Source organism: Limnohabitans sp. (assembly GCF_040400975.1).
Lineage (GTDB): Bacteria > Pseudomonadota > Gammaproteobacteria > Burkholderiales > Burkholderiaceae_C > Limnohabitans_A.
The window spans coordinates 41,798-65,937 of record NZ_JBBAPF010000019.1 but is presented as its reverse complement, the minus strand read 5'-3'; the positions used below and the strand labels follow the sequence as shown (position 1 = coordinate 65,937).

The following is a 24,140-nucleotide window of genomic DNA, read 5'->3' as shown; positions in this document are numbered from 1 at the left end:
GTGCCGATACAGAAGGCGGCCACGGCCATGAGCCGGTCGGCGGCCTCCAGCACCAGCACGGCCTGCCCTGCGCTCTGCAAGTGCCGGGCTGCGGCCAGGCCGGCGGCACCGGCGCCGATGATGAGGGTGTCGATGGTGGCGGGCAGGGTGGACATGCGGGCATCTCCGCTGAGGGCACGGTTCAGGGACGTCCGCAAAGCATACGGTATCGCGGTGATAATCCCCATCGTGAAGCACGCCAGACCGCCGCTGGTGCGATCTGGGAAACCAGGCACTGGAGGAAGGTCCGGACTGCACAGGACAGCGTAGGAGGTAACACCTCTCCACCGTGAGGTGAGGATCAGAGCAACAGAGACGAGCCGATTGAGTTCGGGTGAAACGGGCAATCTCTACGCGCAGCAATACCAAGTAGGCCTTCCTGAGGGTGTGCGGTTCGCCGCATGCCCTCTCCCTGTGGTTCCGCGGGGTGAGTTGGCGGGTAGGTAGCACCGAGCCGGGTGGGCGACCCCCGGCCCAGAGTAATGGCGGTCACGCAGCGGGCAACCGTTGTGCACAGAATCCGGCTTATCGGCGGGCTTCACACTTTTTTCAGGCCCACAAAAAAACCCGCCGAAGCGGGTTTTTTTGTGGGGCGGTCATTGAAGATCAGCCACGTGAGGGCATCAGGCTGCTACCCAAGGCGAACACCGAATTGGGTGCGGTGATTTTCACGGCACTTTTGGGCTTGGCAAAGACCCCGCGCTTGACGGTAGGCTGGGGTGCAGGCTCAACGGTCACCCCTTTGGTGCGCTGCTCGGCCACCAGTTGACGCAGGCTGATGGACTGCAAATGGGTCAGCATTTTTTCATTCAGGCTGGCCCACAGCTCGCTGTTCATCCAACCCCCGTCGGCCGAAGCCTCCTCATCAGAGGGGGCATCCACCGCGCCCACGATGTCGGCCATGGTGATTTTCTCGGCGTTGCGTGAAAGAGAATAACCGCCGCCAGGGCCACGGGTGCTTTCGACCAAACCGTGCTGACGCAGTTTGCTGAAGAGCTGTTCCAAATAAGACAGAGAAATTTGGTGGCGCGTGCTGATGGCGGCCAAAGATACAGGTCCGCGGTCTTCCCGCAAAGCGACATCGATCATGGCAGTGACTGCAAATCGGCTTTTGGTGCTCAAACGCATGGTGGGCTCCTTTTAGCGTTGTAGTGGGCTGTGGATACAGACCCAACCTGGGATGTCAAAACATATCGTGTACGTTTGTGACTGATCGGTCGTTTCTCAAACAGTCATTCAGTTGAGGACACAGTGCGATTATTCAAGGCTAAAAGGCGCATTTGGGGTATGGAGGGGATTAACAGAAGATTAAAACCTTTCATACCCTGCCAGTTGCCGCCATTGACCGGGCTCCAGAGGGGCCAGACCCATGCGCCCCACCCTCTGGCGGCGCAGGTCTTGCAAGGGGCATTGTTCGTCCAACCAGCGGCCCAAATCCAGCCCGTCGATGTCTTTGCCCGCGATGCGCAGCACCGTGAGTTGCTCGGTTTGGCGGTTGATGCTGGCGCGAATGCCAGGGCCGTTCAATGCCTTGATCAGGCCGCCTGGCACTTCGCCGCCCACGGTGGCCATCCATTCTTGTTCCATCGGGCTGCGGCGGTCTTCCAGATGGCGCAGCACAGCCACATCGTCTGTGAAGATGCACAGACCGCTGGCGGGTTTGGCCAACGGCAGGGGCATTTGCATGTTGGCCAGGCGTTCTGGCCCCCAAATGCCGGGCTGGGGGGCTTTGAGGCCCACGGTGTCTTGCAGCCAGGCCAGGTTGGCCACCCGCTGGGCGGGTTTGAACAGCATCAGGGTCATGGGGGCCAGTGCGGCCATGGAGACCCAGCGGTTGACCTGCACGGCTTGCTCGGGACGCACACGCCGGGCCGGATCGGTCACGATTTTGCCAGCCACCTGCACGCCACCGGCGACGATCAGGGCTTCGGCTTCGCGGCGTGAGCAGTTTTGCTCAGCGGCCACGCGTTTGGCCAGGCGGATGCCTTCTTCAGAGGAAATCATCCATGCTTTCAAAAAATCAGTTCAGGACAAGGTTTGCTCGCGGATATGGTCCACATGCGCTTGCAGCGATCGGGCCGCCACGGGCCACAGGCGCGGTGGCACGTCGTCGTAGGCTTTTTCTACCCACTCTTGCAGGCTGCCTAGGGGAATGGCTTGCATGGCAGCGGCAATTTTGGCTTCGCGCTTCATGCGGTGGGCCTTCAGGTGCGTGATGGCCTGGTGGGCAAAACCCAATACATGGCCGTGCGCGGGCAAGATGAATTCGATGCCACCGGCTATGCAGGCCGCAGCCAGTTTGTCCAGTGAATCCAGATAATCGCCCATGTGGCCGTCGGGCGGGTCGATCACGGTGGTGCTCCCGTTGAGCACATGGTCACCCGAGAACAGCAGGCCGTCTTCTTCGAGTACCAGGCACAGGTGGTTGGCCGCATGGCCAGGGGTGTGCACCACGCGCAGGGTGTGGGTGATCTCGCCGTCCACGCCGGTGCCTTGCAGAACCAGTTTTTCGCCATCCGCCAACTCGCGATCGGGGGTGAAGCGGCTGTTGATGCGGGCGGTCGGTTTGGAGGCCAGGCCCAGGATGGGTGGCTTGTGGGTGCACAGCGCCTGCAGCGGGGCGGCGCCGGGTGAGTGGTCCGGGTGCGAGTGGGTGCACACAATGGCTTTGATTTGCCCGCCTGCAGCACGCCACAGCCGCTGCAGGTGCTCGTTGTCCGCCGGGCCGGGGTCGATGGCGATGTAGCCGGTGTTCGGGTCGCCCACCAAATAGCTGTTGGTGCCGGGGCCGGTCATGACGCCGGGGTTGGGGGCGGTGAGGCGCTGCACGTTCTTGAGCAGTGGCACGGATTGGTCGGTTTTCCAGTCCAGGTGGTGGTGGATTTGCCCGTCGGGCGTGACCAAGGCCAGCTCGCCAAACGGGGCCTCGTGTTCCATGTAACGCGCTTCGTTGCCCGCCAGCCAACCGGCCCGGGGGCAGCTGGTCCACAGTGGCTCATCATTCACGGCGCAGGCTTGCAGCACCGCGTCTACGATAGTAAAGGCTTTGAGCCGCTCCAATGTGCGAATGGTCGGGTAGACCATGAAAAAATCGCCCGCTGCGTGGCGGGTCAGGGCATCGACCGGGCGTACCCAGACCGGCTCGAATTGCTCGGACTCGTCCGCCACCGGGATCTGGCCCTCGGGCATGCAGGCCACCAAAAAGGGCACGTCAAAGCGGCGCGGCAGGTCGCGGTCGGTGATCCAGTGGGCCAGGATGAAGACCTGATCGGCCGCCAGCGTTAGCCCCCTGGCCTCGCACTGGGCGGCAAAAGGGCCTTGGCGGTCGATGGCTGCGATGTCGCTGTGGTCAGCCCAGCGCCCGTCGGCATGGCGGGCGAACAAGACCCCCAGTTCTTCAAAGCTCTCGCGGATGGCGGCGATCGCCTGTGTCAGGTGCAAGTCACTTTGTTTTGGGCGGCGCTGCGCCATGCCGTGCGCATGGGCGTCGGCGGCATCGATGCCGCCGCCGGGAAAGACATAGGCCCCGGGCGCAAAGCTGGCCGACATAGAGCGGCGGGTCATCAAGACCTCGATGCCTTGTGGGCCGTCGCGCATCAGCAGCACGGTGGCCGCTGGGCGCAGGGGCGCGGGTTCACGTTGGGGGTACAGGAGTTGGGATGTGCGTGCCATGGCCTATTATCGGTCGGGCCAGAGGCTGCCAAGCGTGATAATCGGCCACATGCAGATTCGCTTTACCAAGATGCAAGGCGCGGGCAACGATTTTGTCGTGCTCGACGAGACGCAAGCCCGCATGGGCCTGAACGCGGCCCAATACCGTTTTCTGGCAGACCGCCATTTTGGCGTGGGGGCCGACCAAATCTTGTCCGTGCGGCCGTCGCCCGCTCCTGGGCTGGACTTTGAATACGTGATCCACAACGCCGACGGTGGTGAGGTGGAGCATTGCGGCAATGGGGCCCGCTGCTTTGTGCGTTATGTGCGCGACAAGGGCCTCACCGACAAAAGCACGGTGCGCGTGAAAGTGCAAAAAGGCGAGATCGAGCTGCGCATGAACCCCGATGGCCGCGTGACGGTGGATATGGGCGCTCCGGTGTTCGACTGGGCGCTTGTGCCTTTCAATCCGAGGGGCCTCATCAGCGATCAGGTCAACGCTTGGCCGGTGTTTGACCTGGATTTGGGCGCACTGGGCCTGGCACGCGTGGGCGTGGTGTCCATGGGCAACCCGCACGCAGTTCAGCGCGTGGACAAGGTGGACACCTTTCCAGTGCTGGCTCAGGGCCCGTTGATCGAAAACCATCCGGCTTTCCCCAACCGGGTGAATGCGGGTTTCATGCAGATCGTCTCACGCAGCCAAATCAAATTGCGCGTGTTCGAGCGGGGTGCGGGCGAGACGCTGGCTTGCGGCACCGGCGCGTGTGCGGCGGTAGTGGCCGGCATTCGTCAGGGTTGGCTGGACGCGCGTGTGGACGTGCAGGCCCTGGGCGGCATGCTCACCATCGAATGGGCGGGCCAGGCCGACAGTCCGGTGCTGATGACCGGCCCGGCCACAACCGTTTTTGAGGGCAACATCGACGTGCCTGACTCGCTTTGATTTTTTGAATTTCTGGAGCATTCCCATGACCACGCCTGAACCCATGAGCCCGATCACCGAAGACGACATCGCCGACTATTTGGTGAACACGCCAGATTTTTTTGAGCGCCATGCTTCCCTCTTGGCCACGGTGCAGCTGACACACCCGCAAAGCCACCGCGCAGTGGGCCTGCAAGAGCGCCAGGCGCAAATGCTGCGCGACAAGATCAAGGGTCTGGAGCACCGCATCATGGACATGATCCGGCACGGCAACGAGAACATGATCTTGACCGACAAGCTGCACCGCTGGTCGTGTGAATTGTTGGTCACGCCCCACGACCAGTTGGCTGATTCTGCTGTGTTCAACATCCAGGAGTTGTTTCAGGTCCCTCAGCTGGCTTTGCGCCTGTGGTCTTTGGACGATGCCCATGCTGCAGCGCCTTATGCCCAAGGCGTGACCGAGGCGGTGCAAGCTTTGGCCACCTCTTTGGACACGCCCTATGTGGGACCCAACTCGGGGTACGAGGCGGTGCAATGGCTGGACGAGCCCAACCAAGCGGCCTCCGTGGCTTTGCTGGCGCTGCGGGCTGCGCCCGGTCAAGCTGCTTTTGGCTTGATGGTTTTGGCTTCGCCGGATGCCCAACGCTTTAACAACCATATGGGCACCGACTTGCTTGAGCGCTTGGCCGAGCTGGCCGGGGCGGCTTTGTCGGTGTTGCGGGCACCCTGAGCAACCATGGCGGCACCAGCAGCTCAGGACCCCTTGGTCTCGCGTTACTTGGACCATGTCCGCTTTGAAAAGCGTTTGGCTGAACGCACCTGCGCGCTGTACCAACTGGATTTGACCCGTCTGGCCGAGATGGCGGCGGCATCCCAAGTGCCTTTGCTCCAGGTGCAAAGCGGGCATGTGCGCCGTTGGGTAGCACAAATGCACAGCGCAGGTCGCAGTGGGCGGGGCATTGCGCTCATTTTGTCGGGTTGGCGTGGTTTTTACACCTGGCTGGGCCGGGAGGGCCTGATTCCACAAAATCCGGTGGCCGATGTGCGTGCGCCGCGCGTGACCAAGCCCTTGCCCAAAGCATTGGGTGTGGAGGAGGCGGTGCAACTGGCTGAACACGAAGAGGACAACGATGACCCTTGGCTCGAAGCCCGAGATGCAGCGATGGTCGAGTTGCTTTATGGGTGCGGCTTGCGCATCGCAGAGTTGACGGGTTTGGATGTCGTGGCGAGCGCCGACGCGGCCCGTACCGGGCGTGGCTGGATCGATTTGGCCAACGCTGAGGTGCAGGTGCAAGGCAAAGGCGGCAAGCGCCGCAGCGTGCCTTTGGGGCGTGCAGCTGTCGAGGCTCTGACCCATTGGTTGGGCGTGCGCTCCCAGTTGACTGGCATGCTGACACAGCCAGTCGCTGCTGCTTCCACTGTGTCTCTGGCCCTGTTCCCCGGGCGCTACGGCACGCGTCTGACGCCGCGCGGGGTGGCGCAGCGCCTCAAGCGCCGCAGCCTGCTGGCCGGGCTCGCCACGCCGGTGCATCCGCATATGCTGCGCCACTCTTTTGCCAGCCATGTGTTGCAGTCGAGTGGCGACTTGCGGGCCGTGCAAGAGCTGTTGGGCCACGCCAACATCAGCACCACACAGGTTTACACGCGGCTGGACTTTCAGCACCTGGCCAAAACCTATGACGCTGCGCACCCGCGTGCCAAGCGCAAATGAAGCTTCGTCGAAGCCCTTCATGCGGGCGGTGAGGCCAAGTCTGCGAGGCTGAACTCGGGCTTGAATTCATCGCTACACTCCCCAACTCTTGTTTTCATGTCTTTCACCGAAAGCCCGCCATGTCCCTGATCCCCACCACCATCCTGACCGGCTTTTTGGGTTCGGGCAAAACCACCTTGCTCAAGCGCGTGTTGACCGAGGCCCATGGCCAGAAGATCGCTGTGATCGAAAACGAGTTTGGCGAAGAAAACATCGACAACGACATCTTGGTGTCAGACACCAACGAGCAAATCATCCAAATGAGCAATGGCTGCATTTGCTGCACCATCCGCGAAGACCTGCGTGTGACCCTGCAGTTGCTGGCAGCCAAGCGCCGCAAGGGATTGCTCAGCTTTGACCGCATCGTGATCGAAACCACGGGTTTGGCCGATCCCGGCCCGGTGGCTCAGACCTTTTTCATGGACGATGAGATTGCCGAGACCTTTTTGCTCGATTCGATCTTGACTTTGGTGGACGCCAAACACGCCGCCCAGCAATTGAACGACCGCCAAGAAGCTCGCCGTCAGGTGGGCTTTGCCGACCAGATTTTCATCAGCAAAGCCGATTTGGTCTCGCCTCAAGAGCTGGACGCCCTGCAGCACCGCTTGAAGCACATGAACCCACGTGCCCCACAAAAGGTGGTCCATTTCGGCGAAGTAGCGCTGTCCGAAGTGTTTGACCTCAAGGGCTTCAATCTGAACGCCAAGCTGGACATCGATCCCGACTTTTTGAAAGACGATGCCCACGGGCATGACCATGACCATGCTCACGGTGAGCACTGCGATCACCCCTCGCACCAACACGACCATGACCATGTGCATGGGGAGGATTGCGATCACCCTTCGCACCAGCATGCGCATGGCCACCACCATCACCACGATGACGACGTCAAAAGCTTTGTTTTCAAGTCGGAGCGAGCGTTTGACCCCGCCAAGTTGGAGGACTTTCTGGGGGCCATTGTGAACATCTATGGGCCTCGAATGCTCCGATACAAGGGCATCTTGAACATGCAGGGCACCGAGCGAAAGGTGATTTTTCAAGGCGTGCACCAGCTCATGGGCAGCGATTTAGGACCCCTGTGGGCTGCAGGCGAGACCAAAATGAGCAAGATGGTTTTCATTGGCATCGATTTGCCCAAGGACATCTTGTTGCAAGGACTCGAGCAAAGTCTGGTGTGATCGGCCCAGCTTGGACTCAGGTGCCTGGCTGTGTTTTTTTCACCAAAATTGCTTTAATCGCTCGGCGTCAGATTTTCAACCCTTCTAGTCGCTACAATCGCCCGCCTGCAACACTGCCTTTTGGGCAGTGGGTGTGGGCCCCATCGGCGGCCAGCAAATGGGTTTGAGATGAGCATGAACAGAGATTCTTCGGCACGTGCGGTGTGCGTGCCGTTTGAGAGCTGACTTTTTACACGGCTAGGAGACAAGACGTGACGACCCCCAAAAAAGCACCTGCCAAAGCGGCGCCGAAAGCTGCCAAGACAGCGGCGACAGCGCAGAAAAAAAGCACGGCAGCCAAGCCGTCTGTTGTAGTCAAACCCGTGCCCAAAGCCAAAACAGTGGCCAAAGCCAAACCTGTGGTTCAAAATAAAACAGCCAAAGTCAGCAAAGCCGTGCCTGTCAAAGCCAAGCCCGTGAAGGCAGCTCCTGCCAAAGTCAAGTCCGTGAAGGCGGCCCCTGCCAAAGCCAAGCCGGTTGCCTCCCCTGCTGCCAAGCCCAAGTCCACCCAGGCTTCCAAGTCGGCTGTCAAAGCCAAGTCCCCAGCGGCCAAGCCGCTGAAGGGCTCTGCCAAGGCGGCAAAGTCTCAGCCTTCCGCAGCCAAAACTGTTGCAGTCAAAACTTTGCCTGCCAAGACTGTGGCAGCCAAGCCCTCTGTTTCCAAGCCAAGTGCTGCGAAAGAGCCTTCCAAAAAGTCTTTGCCAGCCCCTCAAGTGAAATCCATGACCGTTCAAACCAGCGAGGCCGCTGCAGCCTCCGTCTCGTCCATTCCTGTCGCCCCGGTGGCGTCCGACCAACCGGTGCGCGCTGCTCGTCCTTCTGCCAGGTTGGCACAAATCACCGTGCCTTCTTTGCCCCCAGCTGTGGCATCCACGGCCGCCAAATCCAGCTTTTTGCCCAGTTCGGCGCCCATCACCCAGAGCGTGCCGTTTGCGCCCATCAAAAAAGACCCCAAACTCGCCAACAATTGGAAATCCAAAAAGGTCGAGGCTTTGACCGATCCAGAGATCTTGGCCATGCCCGATGCCGAGTACATGAATGACATGCAGTTGGCCTATTTCCGCCGCAAACTCGGCATCCTCAAGCAAGACATCCTCAACAGCGCTGGTGCCACCACCGAGCACCTGCGCGAGGACACCGTGGTGGTCCCTGACCCCGCTGATCGCGCCACGATCGAGGAAGAGCATGCTTTGGAACTGCGTACCCGCGACCGTGAGCGCAAATTGCTCAAAAAGATCGAGCAATCGATCCAACGCATCGATGCAGGCGATTACGGTTTTTGCGACGAAACGGGCGAGGCCATCGGCGTTGGTCGCTTGTTGGCCCGACCCACTGCGACCTTGTCTTTAGAGGCCCAGCAGCGCCGTGAGTTGAAGCAAAAAATGTTCGGTGATTGAGGCCAGGCTCCTGCGCGCGCACCGTGCGCTGAAGTCTTGAAAACCCCTTCAATGGGGTTTTTTTACGGCCAGATTTTTTATATCGACAAAACCAGCAAATGATTTGGCTCAAATGACTTTGTTATTTTTTTGGTTTTTATTCCTTGAGACCTTACTTTCATAGCCCGTTGTAAGTGCCTAATTTAGAAGGAAATTTAGTCTAAATCGGCTTGCAATTTGAGCGCTAAGCCTTTGATTTCATTGAAAAAAAACGATCTTCGTCGCTTGAGTTGCTGTGAAATCCTGATACAGTGCAAAAAAGTGCAATTAAGTGGGGAAAAGTGTCTCTGCTGGTACTTTTCAACTGAAAAAGGTCGTTGCTGTGTTTCAAGGGGCTTCATCGCTGAGTCTGGATGCCAAGGGGCGGTTGTCTGTGCCGACCCGGCACCGTGACGTCCTGAGCGCCACGGCGCAAGGGCAGCTGACGATCACCAAGCACCCGCACGGCTGTCTGATGGTATTTCCCCGCCCAGAGTGGGAGAAGTTTCGTGAGCGCATTGCCCAGCTGCCCATGTCGGCCCAGTGGTGGAAGCGCATCTTTTTGGGCAACGCCATGGACGTGGAGATGGATGGCACGGGTCGCGTGCTGATCTCACCTGAGTTGCGCCAAGCTGCTGGCATCTCCAAAGACACCATGCTGCTGGGCATGGGCAACCACTTTGAGTTGTGGGACAAAGCCGCCTACGACACGCAAGAAGCGCAGGCCATGCAAGGCGATATGCCCGATGTGTTCAAAGATTTTTCCTTTTGAGCGCCATGACCGAAACTGTCTTGAGCCACACCACGGTGCTTTTGAATGAGGCGGTGGACGAGTTGCTGCAGTCACCGGCCGGGCCCGATGGTGCTTACGTCGATGCCACCTTTGGCCGTGGCGGTCACACCCGTTTGATTCTTTCTCGCTTGTCCCCAAAGGGGCGTGTGCAGGCCTTTGACAAAGACCTGGAGGCCATCGCCGAAGCGGGGCGTATCCAGGACAAGCGTTTTTCGATCCGCCACGAAGGTTTCTCGAACCTGGGTGAACTGCCAGTTGGCAGTGTGGATGGTGTGCTGATGGACTTGGGCATCAGCTCCCCTCAAATTGACAGCCCCGAGAGGGGTTTTTCTTTTCGTTTTGACGGCCCGCTGGACATGCGCATGGACACCACGCGCGGTCAAAGTGTGGCCGATTGGTTGGCTACCGCAGAGGTGGATCAAATCACGGAGGTGATACGTGACTATGGCGAAGAACGGTTTGCTTTTCAGATTGCAAAGGCGCTTGTGGCTCGCCGACAAGAACGGGGCCCAATTTCAAGCACCACCGATTTGGCCCAGCTCGTGGCTGACGCGGTCAAAACCCGCGAGCCGGGCCAGAACCCTGCAACGCGGACATTTCAGGCTTTTCGGATTTTCATCAACGCAGAGCTTACGGAGCTTGAACAAGCGCTAGAAGCCAGTTTGCACGTCATGTCACCTGGTGCTCGGCTGGTGGTGATCAGTTTTCATTCGCTCGAAGACCGCATCGTCAAGCAATTCATGGCCAAGCATGCCAAAGAAGTGGTGGACCGCCGCGTCCCCTTTGCCGAGCCGGTCAAGATGCGTTTGAAACTGTGCGGTCGGATTCGACCCAGCGAGGCGGAGGTACGCGCCAACCCCCGTTCACGCAGCGCCATCATGCGCATGGCACAGCGTACCGAGGTGCCAGCATGATGCGCTTGAGCATGCTCTTGTTGATCGCTACGGTGGGCAGCGCCTTGTGGCTGGTGCACAGCCATTACGAATCCAGGCGTTTGTTCATGGCGCTGGAATCCGCACGCAAAGAAAACCAGCGCATTGAGGTGGACCTGGACCGCATGGAAGTGGAGCGGCGCGCCCAAACCACGCCCCTGCGCGTGGAGCAAATCGCGCGTCAGCAATTGCAAATGCGCAACGTTTCCCCGGCCATCACGCAGTATGTGACCACAACAGGCGCTGCCAATCCGGCTGTGCCGCTGAAAAACGCTGCCACGGCCACCACTGGAGCTGCCCGATGAGCCGCGGCCGCAGTGTGCAGCTCAGCTCAAGCCCCTTGCTGGCCAGCAAGACGCCGGTTTGGCGCAGCAAACTGATTGTCGCCTTGATGGCCTTGGGGTTCACGGGCCTGGTGGGGCGCGCAGCGCATGTGCAGGTCATTGACAATGACTTTTTCATCCGGCAAGGTGAAGTTCGTTTTGCCCGCACCTTGACCTTGCCCGCCAACCGTGGCCGCGTATTGGACCGCAATGGCGTCCTGCTGGCCTCTAGCGTGCCTGCGCCCAGCATTTGGGCCAACCCGGAAGACTTGGAACGCGATCCGGTCAAACTCCGCCAATTGGCCAAATTGCTGGGCATGGCACCGGCTGAGTTAGAAGACAAGCTCAAGAACGAAGAAAAAACCTTTGTGTGGCTGCGCCGCCAGATGGACGAGTCGGTGGTCAAAGAGATTCGGACACTCAACATCAAGGGTGTGTACGACATCAAGGAGTACAAGCGTCTCTACCCTGAGGGTGAGGCTGCAGCGCACATCGTGGGCTTTACCAACGTCGAAGACAAAGGCCAAGAAGGCGTTGAGCTGATCTTTCAAAAGCAGTTGGCGGGGCAAGCGGGTTCTAGGCGGGTGATCAAGGACCGCTTGGGCCGTGTGGTCGAGGCTGTGGGCGAGACCGTGCCGCCCGTGGATGGCCAAGACCTGCAGCTGAGCATCGACAGCAAAGTGCAGTTTTATGCCTACCAAACCCTGCGCGATGCTGTGGCGCAGCACAAGGCCAAGGCTGGCAGCGTCGTGGTCTTGGATGCACAAACCGGTGAAATCCTAGCCTTGGCCAATTACCCGAGTTATTCTCCCGACAAGCGGGGCAATCTGACGGGTGAGCAGTTGCGCAATCGGGCTTTGACCGACAGCTTTGAGCCTGGATCGACCATGAAGCCCTTCACTGTGGCCTTGGCGCTGCAGCAAGGGCTGGTCAAGCCCGAAACACCGATTCAGACCGCTCCGGGCAAGATCACCATCACCGGCTCCACCATCAGCGATGTCAACCCCTATGGGGTGTTGACGGTCAATGAGGTCATCCAAAAGTCCAGCAACGTGGGCACCGTCAAGATGGCCATGCAATTGCAGCCCCGTGAAATGTGGGAAATGTTTGCAGACCTGGGTTTTGGCCAAAAGCCGCAGCTGCCTTTCCCAGGTGTGGTCAGCGGACGGCTTCGTCCTCACAAGACATGGCGTCCGGTTGAGCAAGCCACCATGAGCTACGGTTACGGCGTTTCCAGCAGTTTGTTCCAGGTGGCCCGTGCCTACACCGTGTTTGCGCGCGATGGCGAAATCGTCCCTGCCACACTCATGAAAACCAACCAGCCCGCAGTGGGCACGCGCGTCTACAGTCCCGAGCATGCCATCGCCATGCGCAAGATGCTGCAAATGGCTTCGGGCCCGGGCGGTACCGGTCAAAAGGCCCAGACCATGGGTTACTCGGTGGGCGGCAAGTCAGGCACCGCACGCAAGCAAGAGGGCAAGGGCTACGCCAGCAAAAAATACAGGGGCTTTTTTGTCGGCATTGCCCCCATTGACCAGCCGCGCATCGTGGTGGCCGTGATGATCGATGAGCCTTCCAATGGGGTTTATTACGGCGGTGCCGTGGCCGCGCCCGTGTTCAGCCAGACGGTGCAGCAAACACTGCGTTTGATGGGCGTGCAGCCTGACATGGCTGTCAAGCCGCAAATTGTGGCCAAAGCGGTGGAGGAGTCGTTCTGATGCAGACCTTGCACAGCGCCTCTCAAGCTGCCTCTTGGTTGCGCTCGCGCGTGACCGGTGCGCTGCGCACCGACAGCCGACAGGTTGAGCCAGGCGATGCGTTCATCGCATGGCCCGGCGCAGTCACCGACGGGCGTCGATTTTTGGCGCAAGCTTTGGCGCAAGGGGCCAGTGCCTGCTTGATGGAAGAAGAGGGTCGCGCCCCTTGGCTGACCTCTTTGAACGGCGAAGTCAGCACCGACAAACTCGCTTGCATGCCCCAGCTCAAGACCCAAACGGGCTGGGTGGCTGACGCCTACTATGAGCAGCCCAGCCATGCTTTACAGGTCTTGGCGGTGACGGGAACCAATGGCAAAACCTCGACCGCTTGGTGGTTGGCGCAGGCCTTGTCCTCTCCTGTTTTGGCGCAGTCCTGTGCCTTGATCGGGACCTTGGGTGTGGGGCGCATTCCCGATTTGGTAAGAACCGGCATGACCACCCCCGATCCGGTGTTGGTGCAGCAGGAATTTCGTGCCATGGCCGATGCCGGTGTCACCCATTGCGCCATCGAGGCTTCGTCCATCGGTTTGGCCGAACACCGACTGAACGGCACACAGATCCGTGTGGCGGTGTTCACCAATTTCACCCAAGACCACTTGGACTACCACGCCGACATGAAGCAGTATTGGTCTGCCAAAGCCGCGCTGTTTTGTTGGCCTGGTTTGCAGGCGGCGGTCATCAACACCGACGATGCACAAGGCGCACTTTTGGCCCATCAATTAGAAGGCAGCTCTTTGGACGTTTGGACGTGTTCGAGGCAAGGAGCTGCTCGTTTGCAAGCACGCGCTTTGCAAAGTGCCGATGGCTTGGCCTTTGAGGTGATTGAAGGCGATGCGGTGCAAACCCTGCGCACCGACTTGATGGGCGACTACAACATCGACAATCTGCTGGGGGTGATCGGCAGTTTGCGTGCTTTGGGATTTGAGTTGGCGCTGGCCGTTCAAGCTTGCGCGCACTTGAGCGCAGTGCCTGGCCGCATGCAAAGGGTTCGGCTTGGTCAAGAGCCATCGCTGCAAGCCTTTCTGGATACAGGCTTGCCCCTTGTGTTGGTGGATTACGCACACACGCCCGATGCCATCGTTCACGCCTTGGCGGCACTGCGGTCCCAGGCGGTCTTGCGCGGTGGCCAATTGTGGTGCGTACTGGGTTGCGGCGGTGACCGTGATGCACTCAAGCGTCCCTTGATGGCGGCAGCTGCAGAGGCAACTGCCGATCAGGTGATGTTGACCAGCGACAACCCCCGAAGTGAATCACCTGAAGCGATTTTGGCGGCCATGGTCGCAGGGCTCAAACATCCGACGCAAGCAGGGGTGCAAGTGGACCGCGCCTTGGCCATTGCGCAAGTGATGGCACAGGCCGCCCCACAAGACGTGGTGCTGGTGGCGGGCAAAGGCCATGAGACCGAACAAGAGATCATGGGCGTGCGTCATCCTTTTTCGGATGTGGCGCATGTTCGCAAGGCTTTGCAGCAACGAGCAGCACAGCTTCAAGGAGTGGCCACATGAACGCGGTTCATATCCCCATGGGCTTGAAGCTGGAGTCGGCCTTGACCTGGTTGAGCCGTGCCCGAGGCGTCAAGCTGCAGTCGGTCGAAGCCGACCGTGTGCACACCGACAGCCGCAGCTTGCGTGCAGGCGATTTATTCGTCGCCTTGCGCGGAGAGCGTTTTGATGGCAACCAGTTCATCGCGCAAGCCAAGTCGCAAGGCGCTGTGGCTGTGCTGTGTGAGGCCTCAGGCGAAGCCGAAGCTGCAGCTCAGGGTTTGCCTGCGTTGGTGGTGCCAGACGCCCGCTTGGCCTTGGGAGAATTGGCGGCGGGTTGGCGCGCACAGTTTGATGTGCCTGTGATCGCGGTGACCGGCAGCAATGGCAAGACCACTGTGACCCAAATGATCTCGGCCATTTTGCGTGCGCATGTGGGTGCTGATGCCTTGTCAACGCAGGGCAACTTGAACAACGACATTGGCGTGCCCTTGACCTTGCTCAATTTGCGCGCTCACCACCGCATGGCGGTGGTGGAGTTGGGCATGAACCACCCAGGCGAGATCGCCTATTTGGCCCAGATGACCCAGCCCACAGTGGCCCTGGTCAACAACGCGCAGCGTGAGCACCAAGAATTCATGGGCACCGTCGAGGCCGTGGCGCTGGAAAACGGTGCAGTCTTGTTGTCCTTGCCCAGCCAGGGGGTGGCCGTCTACCCTGTCGATGAATGCTACACCCCTGTTTGGCAAAACCAGTCGGGCGCACGCTTACAACACACATTCGCCATGGGCCACGGCGATGGGGCTGCGGATGTTCGGGCGGCCGTGGTGGTTTGGCAATCAGGTGCTTGGCAATTCACCCTCAAAACTCCGGTGGGTACAGCCCCCGTCCGTTTGCACATCGCAGGCCGACACAATGTCAAAAATGCCTTGGCGGCGAGTGCTTGCGCTTTGGCCGCTGGCGTGCCACTGGAGGCCGTGGCGCAGGGTTTGCAAGCTTTTGAACCTGTCAAGGGTCGATCCAAGGCTTTGCTGCTTCACACCCCTGCGGGTGAAATCACCTTGGTCGACGACACCTACAACGCCAACCCCGATTCGGTGCGTGCGGCGATCGATGTGTTGACCGAGCTGCCCTCTCCGCGCTTGTTGGTTTTGGGTGACATGGGCGAGGTCGGTGACCAAGGACCTGCATTTCATGCCGAGGTGGGTGCCTATGCTGCCGAATGTGGCATCGAAGCTCTCTACACCTTGGGTGACTTGTGCCTGCATGCAGGCCAAGCTTATGGGACGGCACATCACTTTGACAGCATGGACAGCCTGTTGGCGGCTGTTGCAAGCCACGCTGTGGAATTTCAAAGCATTGTCGTCAAAGGGTCCCGTTTCATGAAGATGGAACGCGTGGTGGAGGCCCTGCAGGCTCTTGCCCATGGACAAGAACACCACAAAAAAGGGGAGGCCCATGCTGCTTAGTTTGGCCCAGTGGCTGCAAAGTTTGTCGCCTGAATGGGGCTTTTTGCGAATTTTCCAATACATCACGTTCCGTGCCGTGATGGCGGCGATGACCGCCTTGCTGATTGGCTTGGCCGCAGGGCCATGGGTCATTCGGCGCTTGACCTCGCTCAAGATCGGTCAACCCATCCGTGGCTATGGCATGGCATCGCATTTGTCCAAAAGCGGTACACCCACCATGGGTGGTGTGCTGATCTTGTTGTCAATCGCCATTGCCACCTTGCTGTGGTTTGACCTGTCCAACCGCTTTGTCTGGATTGTGCTCATCGTCACCTTGGGTTTTGGCGCGATTGGCTGGGTCGATGACTGGCGCAAAGTGGTCAACAAAGACCCGGAGGGCATGCGCTCACGGGAAAAGTATTTCTGGCAATCGGTCCTTGGCTTGTTGGCCGCATTGTGTTTGGTGTTCAGCATTTCTGAAAATTCCAACGAGCGGGTGCTGGACTTGTTTGTCCAGTGGGTCATGTCGGGCTTTGAAGTGAGCTTGCCCCTGAAGGCCGGATTGCAGGTGCCCTTCTTCAAAGAGATCACTTATCCACTGGGCGTGTTGGGCTTTGTGTTGCTGACCTATCTGGTGATTGTGGGTTCAAGCAACGCGGTCAACCTCACGGACGGTTTGGATGGCCTGGCCATCATGCCGGTGGTGATGGTGGGCTCGGCCTTGGGTGTTTTTGCTTATGTGACGGGCAGTTCGGTTTTTTCCAAATACCTGTTTTTCCCGTACATCCCAGGGTCAGGCGAATTGCTGATTTTTTGTGCGGCAATGGCTGGGGCGGGCCTGGCCTTTTTGTGGTTCAACACGCACCCCGCCCAAGTCTTCATGGGGGATGTGGGGGCCTTGGCCTTGGGCGCAGCCTTGGGCACCATCGCTGTCATCGTCCGAGCAGAGATCGTATTGGCCATCATGGGGGGCATCTTTGTGGTGGAGGCCTTGTCGGTGATGGCACAGGTGACCTACTTCAAGTACACCAAGAAAAAATACGGTGAAGGTCGGCGCATCCTGAAGATGGCCCCCTTGCACCACCATTTTGAAAAGAGCGGTTGGAAAGAAACGCAAGTCGTCGTGCGCTTTTGGATCATCACCATGCTCTTGTGTTTGGTCGGCCTGTCGACCCTGAAGCTGAGGTAAGCCATGCAGCTCCAAGGCCAACACGTTCTGATTCTCGGTTTGGGTGCATCCGGCTTGGCGATGGCCCGTTGGTGCGCTCGTGCCGGAGCCGACGTGACCGTGGCCGACACCCGCGCAGCGCCGCCTCAGCTGGCGGCCTTGCAGGCAGAGTGGCCATCGGTGCGCTTTGTGGCAGGACCCTTCTCAGCGGACTTGGTGCAAGGCACATCGGTGCGGGCCGTGTTTTGCAGTCCTGGTTTGGCGCCCGATGTGGTGGCGCCGGTGGTCAATGCCGCGCAAGCCATGGGCCTGTGGCAGGGCGGTGAACTGACGCTGTTTGCGGCGGCTTTGAGCGACCTGCACACCCGTTGTGCCTACCGTCCTCAGGTTTTGGCGATCACCGGCACCAATGGCAAAACCACCGTGACCTCACTGACGGGTCAGTTGGTGGCCCGTGCAGGCAAGTCGGTGCAGGTGGCGGGCAACATTGGCCCCACACTGCTGGACACTTTGACCCAAGCTTTGGCACAGGCTCAAGCCCAAATCGACGCCCAAAACGAAGCCCAAGCACATCAAGAAGAAGCCGAAGTGTCATCGCCAACGCCAGCCGAATCGGGCTCGGATCAGACCGAACCCGTGGCCATCCAGCGTGATCCTTTGGCCGCGGCCCTGCCCGAAGTGTGGGTCTTGGAATTGTCCAGTTTCCAGCTGGACAGCAGCGAGGGCTTTGAGCCCACAGCCGCCACGGTGTTGAATGTGTCGCAAGACCATTTGGACTGGCATGGCGACATGGCGGCCTACGCAGCGGCCAAATCCCGCATTTTTGGTGGCCAAACGATCATGGTGCTGAACCGTGAGGATCCCTTGGTCATGGCCATGCGGCCAACGCCTGTCCGAGCCAAATTGCAAAAACCCATAGAACGCGAATGCCTTCTGTTTGGTGGCGACATGCCCCAGCGGCCTGGTGATTTCGGCATCGAAGTGGCCAACGGCATGACATGGTTGGTGCGTGCACTCGAGGCCGATGAAACGCGCCGCCGTCGCAAGGACCAAGAGGACGATTTGCACATTCAGCGCTTGATCCCTGCGGATGCCTTGCGCATACGGGGTCGGCACAACGCGGTGAATGCGCTGGCCGCCTTGGCCTTGGCCAGCAGTGCGGGGTGCGCTTTGGGCCCCATGTTGTATGGCTTGCGCGAATACCGGGGCGAGCCCCATCGGGTCGAGCCGGTGGCCATCATCGACGGCGTGGAATTTTTTGACGACAGCAAGGGCACCAACGTGGGTGCCACGGTGGCGGCCCTCAAAGGCTTGGGCGCCGAACGCCGGGTCGTGGTTATCTTGGGCGGCGAGGGCAAGGGCCAAGATTTCTTGCCTCTGGCCGATCCGGTTTCCCGCTTTGCACGCGCCGTGGTGCTGATCGGTCGGGACGCACCGCTCATTCGCGCCGCATTGCAAGACACCGAGGTCGAATTGCACGACGCCCCTGACATGCACTTTGCCGTCAATTTGGCTGCCCAGCTGGCCCAAAACGGTGATGCGGTGCTGATGTCGCCCGCATGCGCCAGTTTTGACATGTTTGACCACTACGAGCACCGGGCCCAGGTGTTTGTTCAGGCGGTCAGTGATTTGGCCGAGACGGCTGGCGTGGCCATGGAGTGCGGACTGTGAGCGAAGCCATGTCTTTCACCCAGCGGCTGCAAGCCAGTTTTGCACGCATGGGCAGCGTGTTGACCGGTGGCGCTTTGGGTACTCAGGCGACGTCTCAGCAAGGCTTGCCAGTGAACTTGGGTGCTTACGATTTGGCCTCTCGTGCGCGGGGCCAAGGCTCGCGCATGATGGGGGTTGACCAAACCTTGATCTGGGTGGTCATGGCATTGGTGCTGTGGGGCATGGTCATGGTGTATTCGGCATCGATTGCCATGCCCGATAACCCCCGCTTTTCGCGTTATACCCACACGCACTTTTTGATTCGCCATGTTATGGCCATCACGGTCGGGTGTGTCATGGCTCTGCTGGCCTTCCAGGTGCCCATGGAAACTTGGGAAAAAATGGCCAGACCCTTGTTTGTGTTGTCTTTGATCTTGTTGGCACTGGTGTTGCTGCCCTTCATTGGCAAGGGCGTCAATGGTGCGCGGCGCTGGATTTCTTTTGGGGTGATGAACTTTCAGCCGTCCGAGTTGGCCAAATTGGCGACCATCATTTATGCCGCCAATTACATGGTGCGCAAAATGGATGTCAAAGAAAACTTCTTCAAAGCTGTCTGGCCCATGGGTGCTGCCGTGGGCTTGGCCGGCGTGTTCTTGTTGGCCGAGCCCGACATGGGCGCTTTCTTGGTCATTGCGACGATTGCCATGGGGATCTTGTTCTTGGGCGGCGTCAATGCCCGGATGTTCTTCCTCATCTTGGGTGTTTTGATCCTGGCCTTTGTCATCATGATCGCCGAGTCGCCTTGGCGTCGGGAGAGGATCTTTGCTTACTTGGACCCCTTCAGTGCGCAACATGCTTTGGGCAAAGGCTACCAATTGACGCACTCGCTGATCGCGATTGGGCGTGGCGAAGTGTGGGGTGTGGGCTTAGGCGGCAGCGTGGAAAAGCTGCACTGGCTGCCCGAGGCGCACACCGACTTTTTGCTCGCGGTGATCGGTGAAGAATTTGGCCTGATTGGCGTGTCTTTGGTGATTTTCATGTTCCTCTGGCTCAGCCGCAGGATCATGGTGATTGGCCGCCAGGCCATCGCCCTGGAAAAAGTGTTTTCGGGCTTGGTGGCGCAGGGCGTGGGCATCTGGATTGGCTTTCAGGCCTTCATCAACATGGGTGTGAATTTGGGGGCCTTGCCCACCAAAGGCTTGACCTTGCCCTTCATGAGCTACGGCGGCTCCGCCCTCATGATGAACCTGATAGCCATCGCGGTGGTGCTGCGCATCGATGCGGAAAACAAACAAATGATGCGTGGAGGCCGAGCATGAGCGCCAAGCCCAAAACAGCGCTCGTGATGGCCGGTGGAACGGGTGGCCATATTTTTCCGGGTTTGGCGGTGGCCGAAGCCTTGCGCGATGCAGGCTGGCAAGTGCACTGGATGGGCGCCCCCCACAGCATGGAGCACGATTTGGTGCCTGCGCGCGGTTTTGCGTTCGAGTCGGTGGCGTTTGGCGGCGTGCGCGGCAAAGGCATTCACACCTTGGCTTTGCTGCCGCTGCGTTTGTTGCGTGCTTTTTGGCAAAGTTTGCAGGTGGTGCGCCGCGTGCGCCCCGATGTGGTGCTGGGCTTGGGCGGTTACATCAGTTTTCCGGGGGGCATGATGGCCAGCCTGTGGGGCAAACCCCTGGTCTTGCATGAACAAAATTCTGTACCCGGCATGGCCAACAAAATTTTGTCGCAATTGGCAGACCGTGTTTTCACAGCATTCCCCGGGGTCTTCAAAACCGGACAGTGGGTGGGCAATCCCTTGCGCCGTGCCTTTACCGAACAAGCTTCTCCCGCAGAGCGCTTTGCCAGTCGCAGCGGGCCGCTTCGCCTGTTGGTGGTGGGTGGCAGCTTGGGGGCCAAAGCTTTGAATGACACCGTGCCGCAAGCCTTGGCTTTGCTGCCCTTGACATCGCGTCCGGTCGTGGTCCACCAAAGTGGGGCCAAACAAATCGATGCTTTGCGAGCCAATTACCAAGCTGCAGACGTTGAGGCCGAACTGACCCCTTTCATTGACGACATGGCCAGCGCTTTTGCCGAGGCCGATGTGGTGATTTGCCGCGCAGGTGCCAGCACGGTGACCGAGTTGGCCGCAGTCGGTGCTGCCGCCCTGTTTGTGCCTTTCCCATTTGCCGTGGATGACCACCAAACCGCCAATGCCCAGTTTCTTGTGGCCGCAGGCGGTGGTTGGCTCAAGCCGCAATCCGAGTTGACCGCGCAAGGCTTGGCCGATTGGTTGGGCGGTCTCGACCGTGCGCAGTTGTTGGCCGTGGCCAACAAGGCCTGTACTCAGAAAAAAACGAATGCGACCCGGGAGGTCTTGATGGCTTGTGAGGAGTTGGCAGCATGAAGCACGCCATCCGAAAAATTCACTTCATTGGTGTGGGTGGCTCGGGAATGAGCGGCATCGCCGAGGTGCTGCGCAATTTGGGTTACCAAATTTCAGGTTCTGATTTGTCGGACAGTGCCACTTTGCGCCGTTTGGCTGCTTTGGGCATCCAGACCCATGTGGGGCACAGTGCGGACAACGTGAAAGACGCCGATGCGGTGGTGACCTCCACAGCCGTCAAGTCCGACAACCCCGAAGTTCTGGCCGCGCGAGCGCGCCACATCCCGATCGTGCCGCGTGCGGTCATGTTGGCCGAACTCATGCGCATGAAGCAAGGTGTGGCCATCGCGGGTACCCACGGCAAAACCACCACCACCAGTTTGGTGGCCAGTGTGTTGGCCGAAGCCGGTCTGGACCCGACCTTTGTGATCGGCGGTCGCCTCAACAGCGCCGGAGCCAACGCCAAACTGGGTACGGGCGAGTACATCGTGGTCGAGGCAGATGAGTCCGATGCCTCCTTTTTGAATTTATTGCCCGTGATGGCGGTGGTGACCAACATCGACGCCGATCACATGGAAACCTATGGCCATGATCTGGCCAAACTCAAGGCGGCTTTTGTTGAGTTTTTGCACCGCATGCCTTTTTACGGAACGGCCATCGTCTGCTCCGATGACCCGGGCGTGAAGTCCATCATGGGCGACATCGCGCGCCCCGTGACGACTTATGGCTTGCGCGAAGGCGCGCAAGTGCGGGCCTTGAATGTGCGGGCCGACAACGGGCAAATGTATTTCACCGTGCAACGCCGCAACGGTGTCACCCTGCCTGACTTGCCCATCGTGCTGAATTTGCCGGGTGAGCACAATGTGCTCAATGCCTTGGCGGCCATTTCGGTGGCGGTGGAGTTGGGTGTTGATGACTCGGCTGTGCAAAGCGCTTTGGCCCAATTCAAGGGTGTGGGCAGACGCTTTCAGCGCTATGGGGATGTGGCCACTGCGGATGGCAAAGGTTGTTTCACGGTCATCGATGATTACGGCCACCACCCGGTTGAAATGGCGGCCACACTGGCTGCAGCGCGCGGGGCGTTTCCGGGCCGACGCTTGGTCTTGGCTTTTCAGCCGCACCGTTTCAGCCGTACCCGAGATTGCTTCGAAGACTTCGTCAAAGTCATCAGCCAAGGCTGTGACAGTGTTTTGTTGTCAGAGGTCTATGCCGCAGGCGAAGCCCCGATCGTGGCGGCAGATGGCCGCTCCTTGGCGCGTGCCTTGCGGGTGGCGGGACCACTTGAGCCCGTGTTCGTGGCTCAAATTGCCGACATGCCCCAGATGGTGATGGCCAATGCCCGCGATGGCGATGTGCTTATTTGTATGGGGGCGGGCTCGATCGGTGCTACGCCAGCCCAAGTGGTGGCGTTGGCGGGTTCGGTGGCATCGCAGGGGGCACCAGCATGAGCGGCTTTAACCTTTCATCGGCTGCGCAGCTGGGTAAAGTGGCCGTCTTGATGGGCGGGCGCTCAGCAGAGCGTGAGGTGTCTCTCATGTCGGGCCGGGGCGTGCTCAAGGCGTTGTTGGACAGCGGTGTGGATGCCCATGCTTTTGACACTGCCGAGCGCGATGTGATGACTTTGCGCCAAGAAGGTTTTGAGCGCTGCTTCATCGCACTGCATGGCCGATTTGGCGAAGACGGCACCGTTCAAGGGGCCTTGGAGTTGATGGGCATACCTTACACCGGCTCGGGTGTGATGGCCTCCAGCATGGCCATGGACAAGGTCATGACCAAACGTGTCTGGCAGGCCGAAGGTTTGCCCACGCCACGCCATGTCTTGGTGCATCCATCACAGATTGACACCGTGTCGGGTGAAGCCCTGATAGCGGCCTTGGGTTTGCCCATGATCGTCAAGCCAGCCAAAGAAGGTTCATCCATCGGCGTGAGCAAGGTCACCCAAGCGGCCGATTTGACCGCTGCATTGCGTGCAGCCGCCGCTTGCGACAGCGATGTCTTGTGCGAGCAATGTATCGTGGGTGACGAGGTGACCTGTCCCGTGTTGGGTGAAGGCAGCCAAGCCCAGGCTTTGCCGATGATCCGGATCGTGGCCCCCGACGGCAACTACGACTACCAAAACAAATACTTCACAGACGACACGCAGTACTTGGTGCCTTGCGGATTGCCCGAAACAGAAATAGCGGTCATCGAAGCCTTGGTCATCCAAGCCTACCAAGTCCTGGGCTGCAGGGGCTGGGGCCGCATCGACGTGATGATCGACGCGGCCACGCGCCAAGCCTATTTGCTGGAAATCAACACCTCCCCGGGCATGACGGGTCACTCCTTGGTGCCCATGTCAGCGTGTGCTGCAGGCATGTCCTACGAGGCTTTGTGCTGCCACTTGTTGGCCCACGCCAGCCTGGACTACAAGGGGGCTGCCCAGTGAGCACAAGCCTGCCTTTGCCCACCGATGTTCGGCTCATGAACCTGGCGGCGAGTTTGCTGTCGCTGGTGTTCGTTGTCCTGAGCTTGGGCGGTGCGGCTTGGTGGGTGTTGCGTCATCCGGCTTTTGCCATCCAATCGATCACGGTGCAAGGCGAGGTGGTTCGCAGCCACGCGGCGAGTTTTCGCAACCATGTGATGCCCCAGTTGAACGGGAATTTTTTCACCCTCAATCTGGCCCAGGCGCAGCAGGCGTTTCAGTCGGTTCCTTGGGTGCGTGAGGCGGTGGTGCACCGCGTCTTTCCAGGGCAGCTGCGCACGGTGGTGGTGGAGCATCAGCCATTGGCCACGTGGGGCGAAGAGGGTGGCAATTTCATGGTCAACGAGCAGGGACAAGTGTTTGAGGCGCCCGTGGAAGACGTGGACATTGAAAAATTGCCGCGCATGCAAGGACCTGACGGCAGCTCTGTGTTGGTCACGCGCATGTACCGGGTCATGAGCCCCTTGTTTGAAATCCTGGACTTCAGACTGGAAAAAATCGAACTCACGGCCCGAGGCAGTTGGCGGGTGTGGACCGACAGCGGTGCACTCATTGAGTTGGGTCGGGGGTCTGAAACAGAGTTGATGCAGCGGGTTGATTTGCTCTTGCGGACACTGCCCCAAGTCACGGGACGCTACAACCGGACACCCATGGCTTTGCTGGGGGCTGACCTCAGGCACAAAGACGGTTATGCCTTGCGCTTGCGGGGTGTGAGCACGCTGACTGACAACGATAGAAACAGTCTTGATGGGTCAAGACGATGACATTTAA

22 protein-coding genes and 1 other RNA gene are annotated in these 24,140 nt (G+C 59.5%); 19 read left to right on the top strand and 4 right to left on the bottom strand.

All coding sequences use genetic code 11. The features are described 5' to 3' along the window. A partial coding sequence (locus ABWQ00_RS11620; RefSeq protein ID WP_353238838.1) for an FAD-dependent oxidoreductase occupies positions 1-155 on the bottom strand: 155 nt, incomplete at its 3' end. Between the two features lie 75 nt (positions 156-230). Here ABWQ00_RS11620 and rnpB point away from each other — a divergent pair. Beyond that, positions 231-583, top strand: an RNA gene (rnpB, locus tag ABWQ00_RS11615) — RNase P RNA component class A. Between the two features lie 62 nt (positions 584-645). Here rnpB and ABWQ00_RS11610 read toward each other — a convergent pair. From ABWQ00_RS11610 to ABWQ00_RS11600, 3 genes are all read right to left on the bottom strand, one after another. Beyond that, positions 646-1,167 (bottom strand): Rrf2 family transcriptional regulator, encoded by a 522-nt coding sequence (locus ABWQ00_RS11610; RefSeq protein ID WP_353238835.1) that lies wholly within the window; start codon positions 1,165-1,167, stop codon positions 646-648. Between the two features lie 180 nt (positions 1,168-1,347). After that, positions 1,348-2,043 (bottom strand): S4 domain-containing protein, encoded by a 696-nt coding sequence (locus tag ABWQ00_RS11605; protein WP_353238834.1) that lies wholly within the window; start codon positions 2,041-2,043, stop codon positions 1,348-1,350. A 21-nt stretch (positions 2,044-2,064) separates the two neighbouring features. Next, positions 2,065-3,711, bottom strand: coding sequence for an MBL fold metallo-hydrolase (locus ABWQ00_RS11600; protein ID WP_353238833.1), 1,647 nt, complete (start codon positions 3,709-3,711; stop codon positions 2,065-2,067). A gap of 49 nt (positions 3,712-3,760) precedes the next feature. On the opposite strand from ABWQ00_RS11600, the gene dapF reads away from it, so the two are divergent. From dapF to ABWQ00_RS11510, 18 genes are all read left to right on the top strand, one after another. Beyond that, entirely contained in the window at positions 3,761-4,630 is an 870-nt protein-coding gene (dapF, locus tag ABWQ00_RS11595) for a diaminopimelate epimerase (RefSeq protein ID WP_353238832.1), read from the top strand. Between the two features lie 25 nt (positions 4,631-4,655). After that, positions 4,656-5,339: a DUF484 family protein gene (locus tag ABWQ00_RS11590; protein ID WP_353238831.1), complete on the top strand. Its 684-nt coding sequence runs from the start codon at positions 4,656-4,658 to the stop codon at positions 5,337-5,339. Positions 5,340-5,345: 6 nt separating this feature from the next. Further along, on the top strand, positions 5,346-6,320 hold the full coding sequence (locus ABWQ00_RS11585; RefSeq protein ID WP_353238830.1) for a tyrosine recombinase XerC: 975 nt from the start codon (positions 5,346-5,348) through the stop codon (positions 6,318-6,320). Positions 6,321-6,439: 119 nt separating this feature from the next. Further along, complete coding sequence (locus ABWQ00_RS11580; RefSeq protein ID WP_353238829.1) at positions 6,440-7,537, top strand: CobW family GTP-binding protein; 1,098 nt, start codon at positions 6,440-6,442, stop codon at positions 7,535-7,537. Positions 7,538-7,788: 251 nt separating this feature from the next. Continuing rightward, positions 7,789-8,973, top strand: coding sequence for an RNA polymerase-binding protein DksA (gene dksA, locus ABWQ00_RS11575; RefSeq protein WP_353238828.1), 1,185 nt, complete (start codon positions 7,789-7,791; stop codon positions 8,971-8,973). Positions 8,974-9,334: 361 nt separating this feature from the next. Continuing rightward, positions 9,335-9,763, top strand: coding sequence for a division/cell wall cluster transcriptional repressor MraZ (mraZ, locus tag ABWQ00_RS11570; protein ID WP_353238827.1), 429 nt, complete (start codon positions 9,335-9,337; stop codon positions 9,761-9,763). A gap of 5 nt (positions 9,764-9,768) precedes the next feature. Then, entirely contained in the window at positions 9,769-10,698 is a 930-nt protein-coding gene (gene rsmH, locus ABWQ00_RS11565) for a 16S rRNA (cytosine(1402)-N(4))-methyltransferase RsmH (protein WP_353238826.1), read from the top strand. Beyond that, on the top strand, positions 10,695-11,021 hold the full coding sequence (ftsL, locus tag ABWQ00_RS11560; protein ID WP_353238825.1) for a cell division protein FtsL: 327 nt from the start codon (positions 10,695-10,697) through the stop codon (positions 11,019-11,021). The genes rsmH and ftsL overlap by 4 nt, the downstream gene beginning before the upstream one ends. Continuing rightward, positions 11,018-12,757, top strand: a complete 1,740-nt coding sequence (locus tag ABWQ00_RS11555) for a peptidoglycan D,D-transpeptidase FtsI family protein (protein WP_353238824.1) — start codon at positions 11,018-11,020, stop codon at positions 12,755-12,757. Before ftsL ends, ABWQ00_RS11555 begins: the two co-directional genes overlap by 4 nt. Beyond that, positions 12,757-14,301 carry a UDP-N-acetylmuramoyl-L-alanyl-D-glutamate--2,6-diaminopimelate ligase gene (locus ABWQ00_RS11550; protein WP_353238823.1) on the top strand — a complete coding sequence of 515 codons (1,545 nt, stop codon included), beginning with the start codon at positions 12,757-12,759 and terminating at the stop codon, positions 14,299-14,301. The genes ABWQ00_RS11555 and ABWQ00_RS11550 overlap by 1 nt, the downstream gene beginning before the upstream one ends. After that, positions 14,298-15,746, top strand: coding sequence for a UDP-N-acetylmuramoyl-tripeptide--D-alanyl-D-alanine ligase (locus ABWQ00_RS11545; RefSeq protein ID WP_353238822.1), 1,449 nt, complete (start codon positions 14,298-14,300; stop codon positions 15,744-15,746). Before ABWQ00_RS11550 ends, ABWQ00_RS11545 begins: the two co-directional genes overlap by 4 nt. Beyond that, positions 15,736-16,914, top strand: a complete 1,179-nt coding sequence (gene mraY, locus ABWQ00_RS11540; RefSeq protein WP_353238821.1) for a phospho-N-acetylmuramoyl-pentapeptide-transferase — start codon at positions 15,736-15,738, stop codon at positions 16,912-16,914. Before ABWQ00_RS11545 ends, mraY begins: the two co-directional genes overlap by 11 nt. A 3-nt stretch (positions 16,915-16,917) precedes the next feature. Continuing rightward, positions 16,918-18,564, top strand: coding sequence for a UDP-N-acetylmuramoyl-L-alanine--D-glutamate ligase (gene murD, locus ABWQ00_RS11535; RefSeq protein WP_353238820.1), 1,647 nt, complete (start codon positions 16,918-16,920; stop codon positions 18,562-18,564). An 8-nt stretch (positions 18,565-18,572) separates the two neighbouring features. Beyond that, positions 18,573-19,862, top strand: a complete 1,290-nt coding sequence (gene ftsW / locus ABWQ00_RS11530; RefSeq protein WP_353238819.1) for a putative lipid II flippase FtsW — start codon at positions 18,573-18,575, stop codon at positions 19,860-19,862. Continuing rightward, positions 19,859-20,929 (top strand): undecaprenyldiphospho-muramoylpentapeptide beta-N-acetylglucosaminyltransferase, encoded by a 1,071-nt coding sequence (gene murG, locus ABWQ00_RS11525; protein ID WP_353238818.1) that lies wholly within the window; start codon positions 19,859-19,861, stop codon positions 20,927-20,929. Before ftsW ends, murG begins: the two co-directional genes overlap by 4 nt. Then, the gene (gene murC, locus ABWQ00_RS11520) at positions 20,926-22,356 is read left to right on the top strand and encodes a UDP-N-acetylmuramate--L-alanine ligase (protein ID WP_353238817.1); all 1,431 of its coding nucleotides are present in this window, start codon (positions 20,926-20,928) and stop codon (positions 22,354-22,356) included. Before murG ends, murC begins: the two co-directional genes overlap by 4 nt. Further along, a complete protein-coding gene (locus ABWQ00_RS11515; protein ID WP_353238816.1) occupies positions 22,353-23,333 on the top strand; it encodes a D-alanine--D-alanine ligase in 981 nt (326 codons plus the stop codon). The genes murC and ABWQ00_RS11515 overlap by 4 nt, the downstream gene beginning before the upstream one ends. Next, positions 23,330-24,133, top strand: a complete 804-nt coding sequence (locus tag ABWQ00_RS11510) for a cell division protein FtsQ/DivIB (protein WP_353238815.1) — start codon at positions 23,330-23,332, stop codon at positions 24,131-24,133. The genes ABWQ00_RS11515 and ABWQ00_RS11510 overlap by 4 nt, the downstream gene beginning before the upstream one ends. The last annotated feature ends 7 nt before the right edge of the window (positions 24,134-24,140 follow it).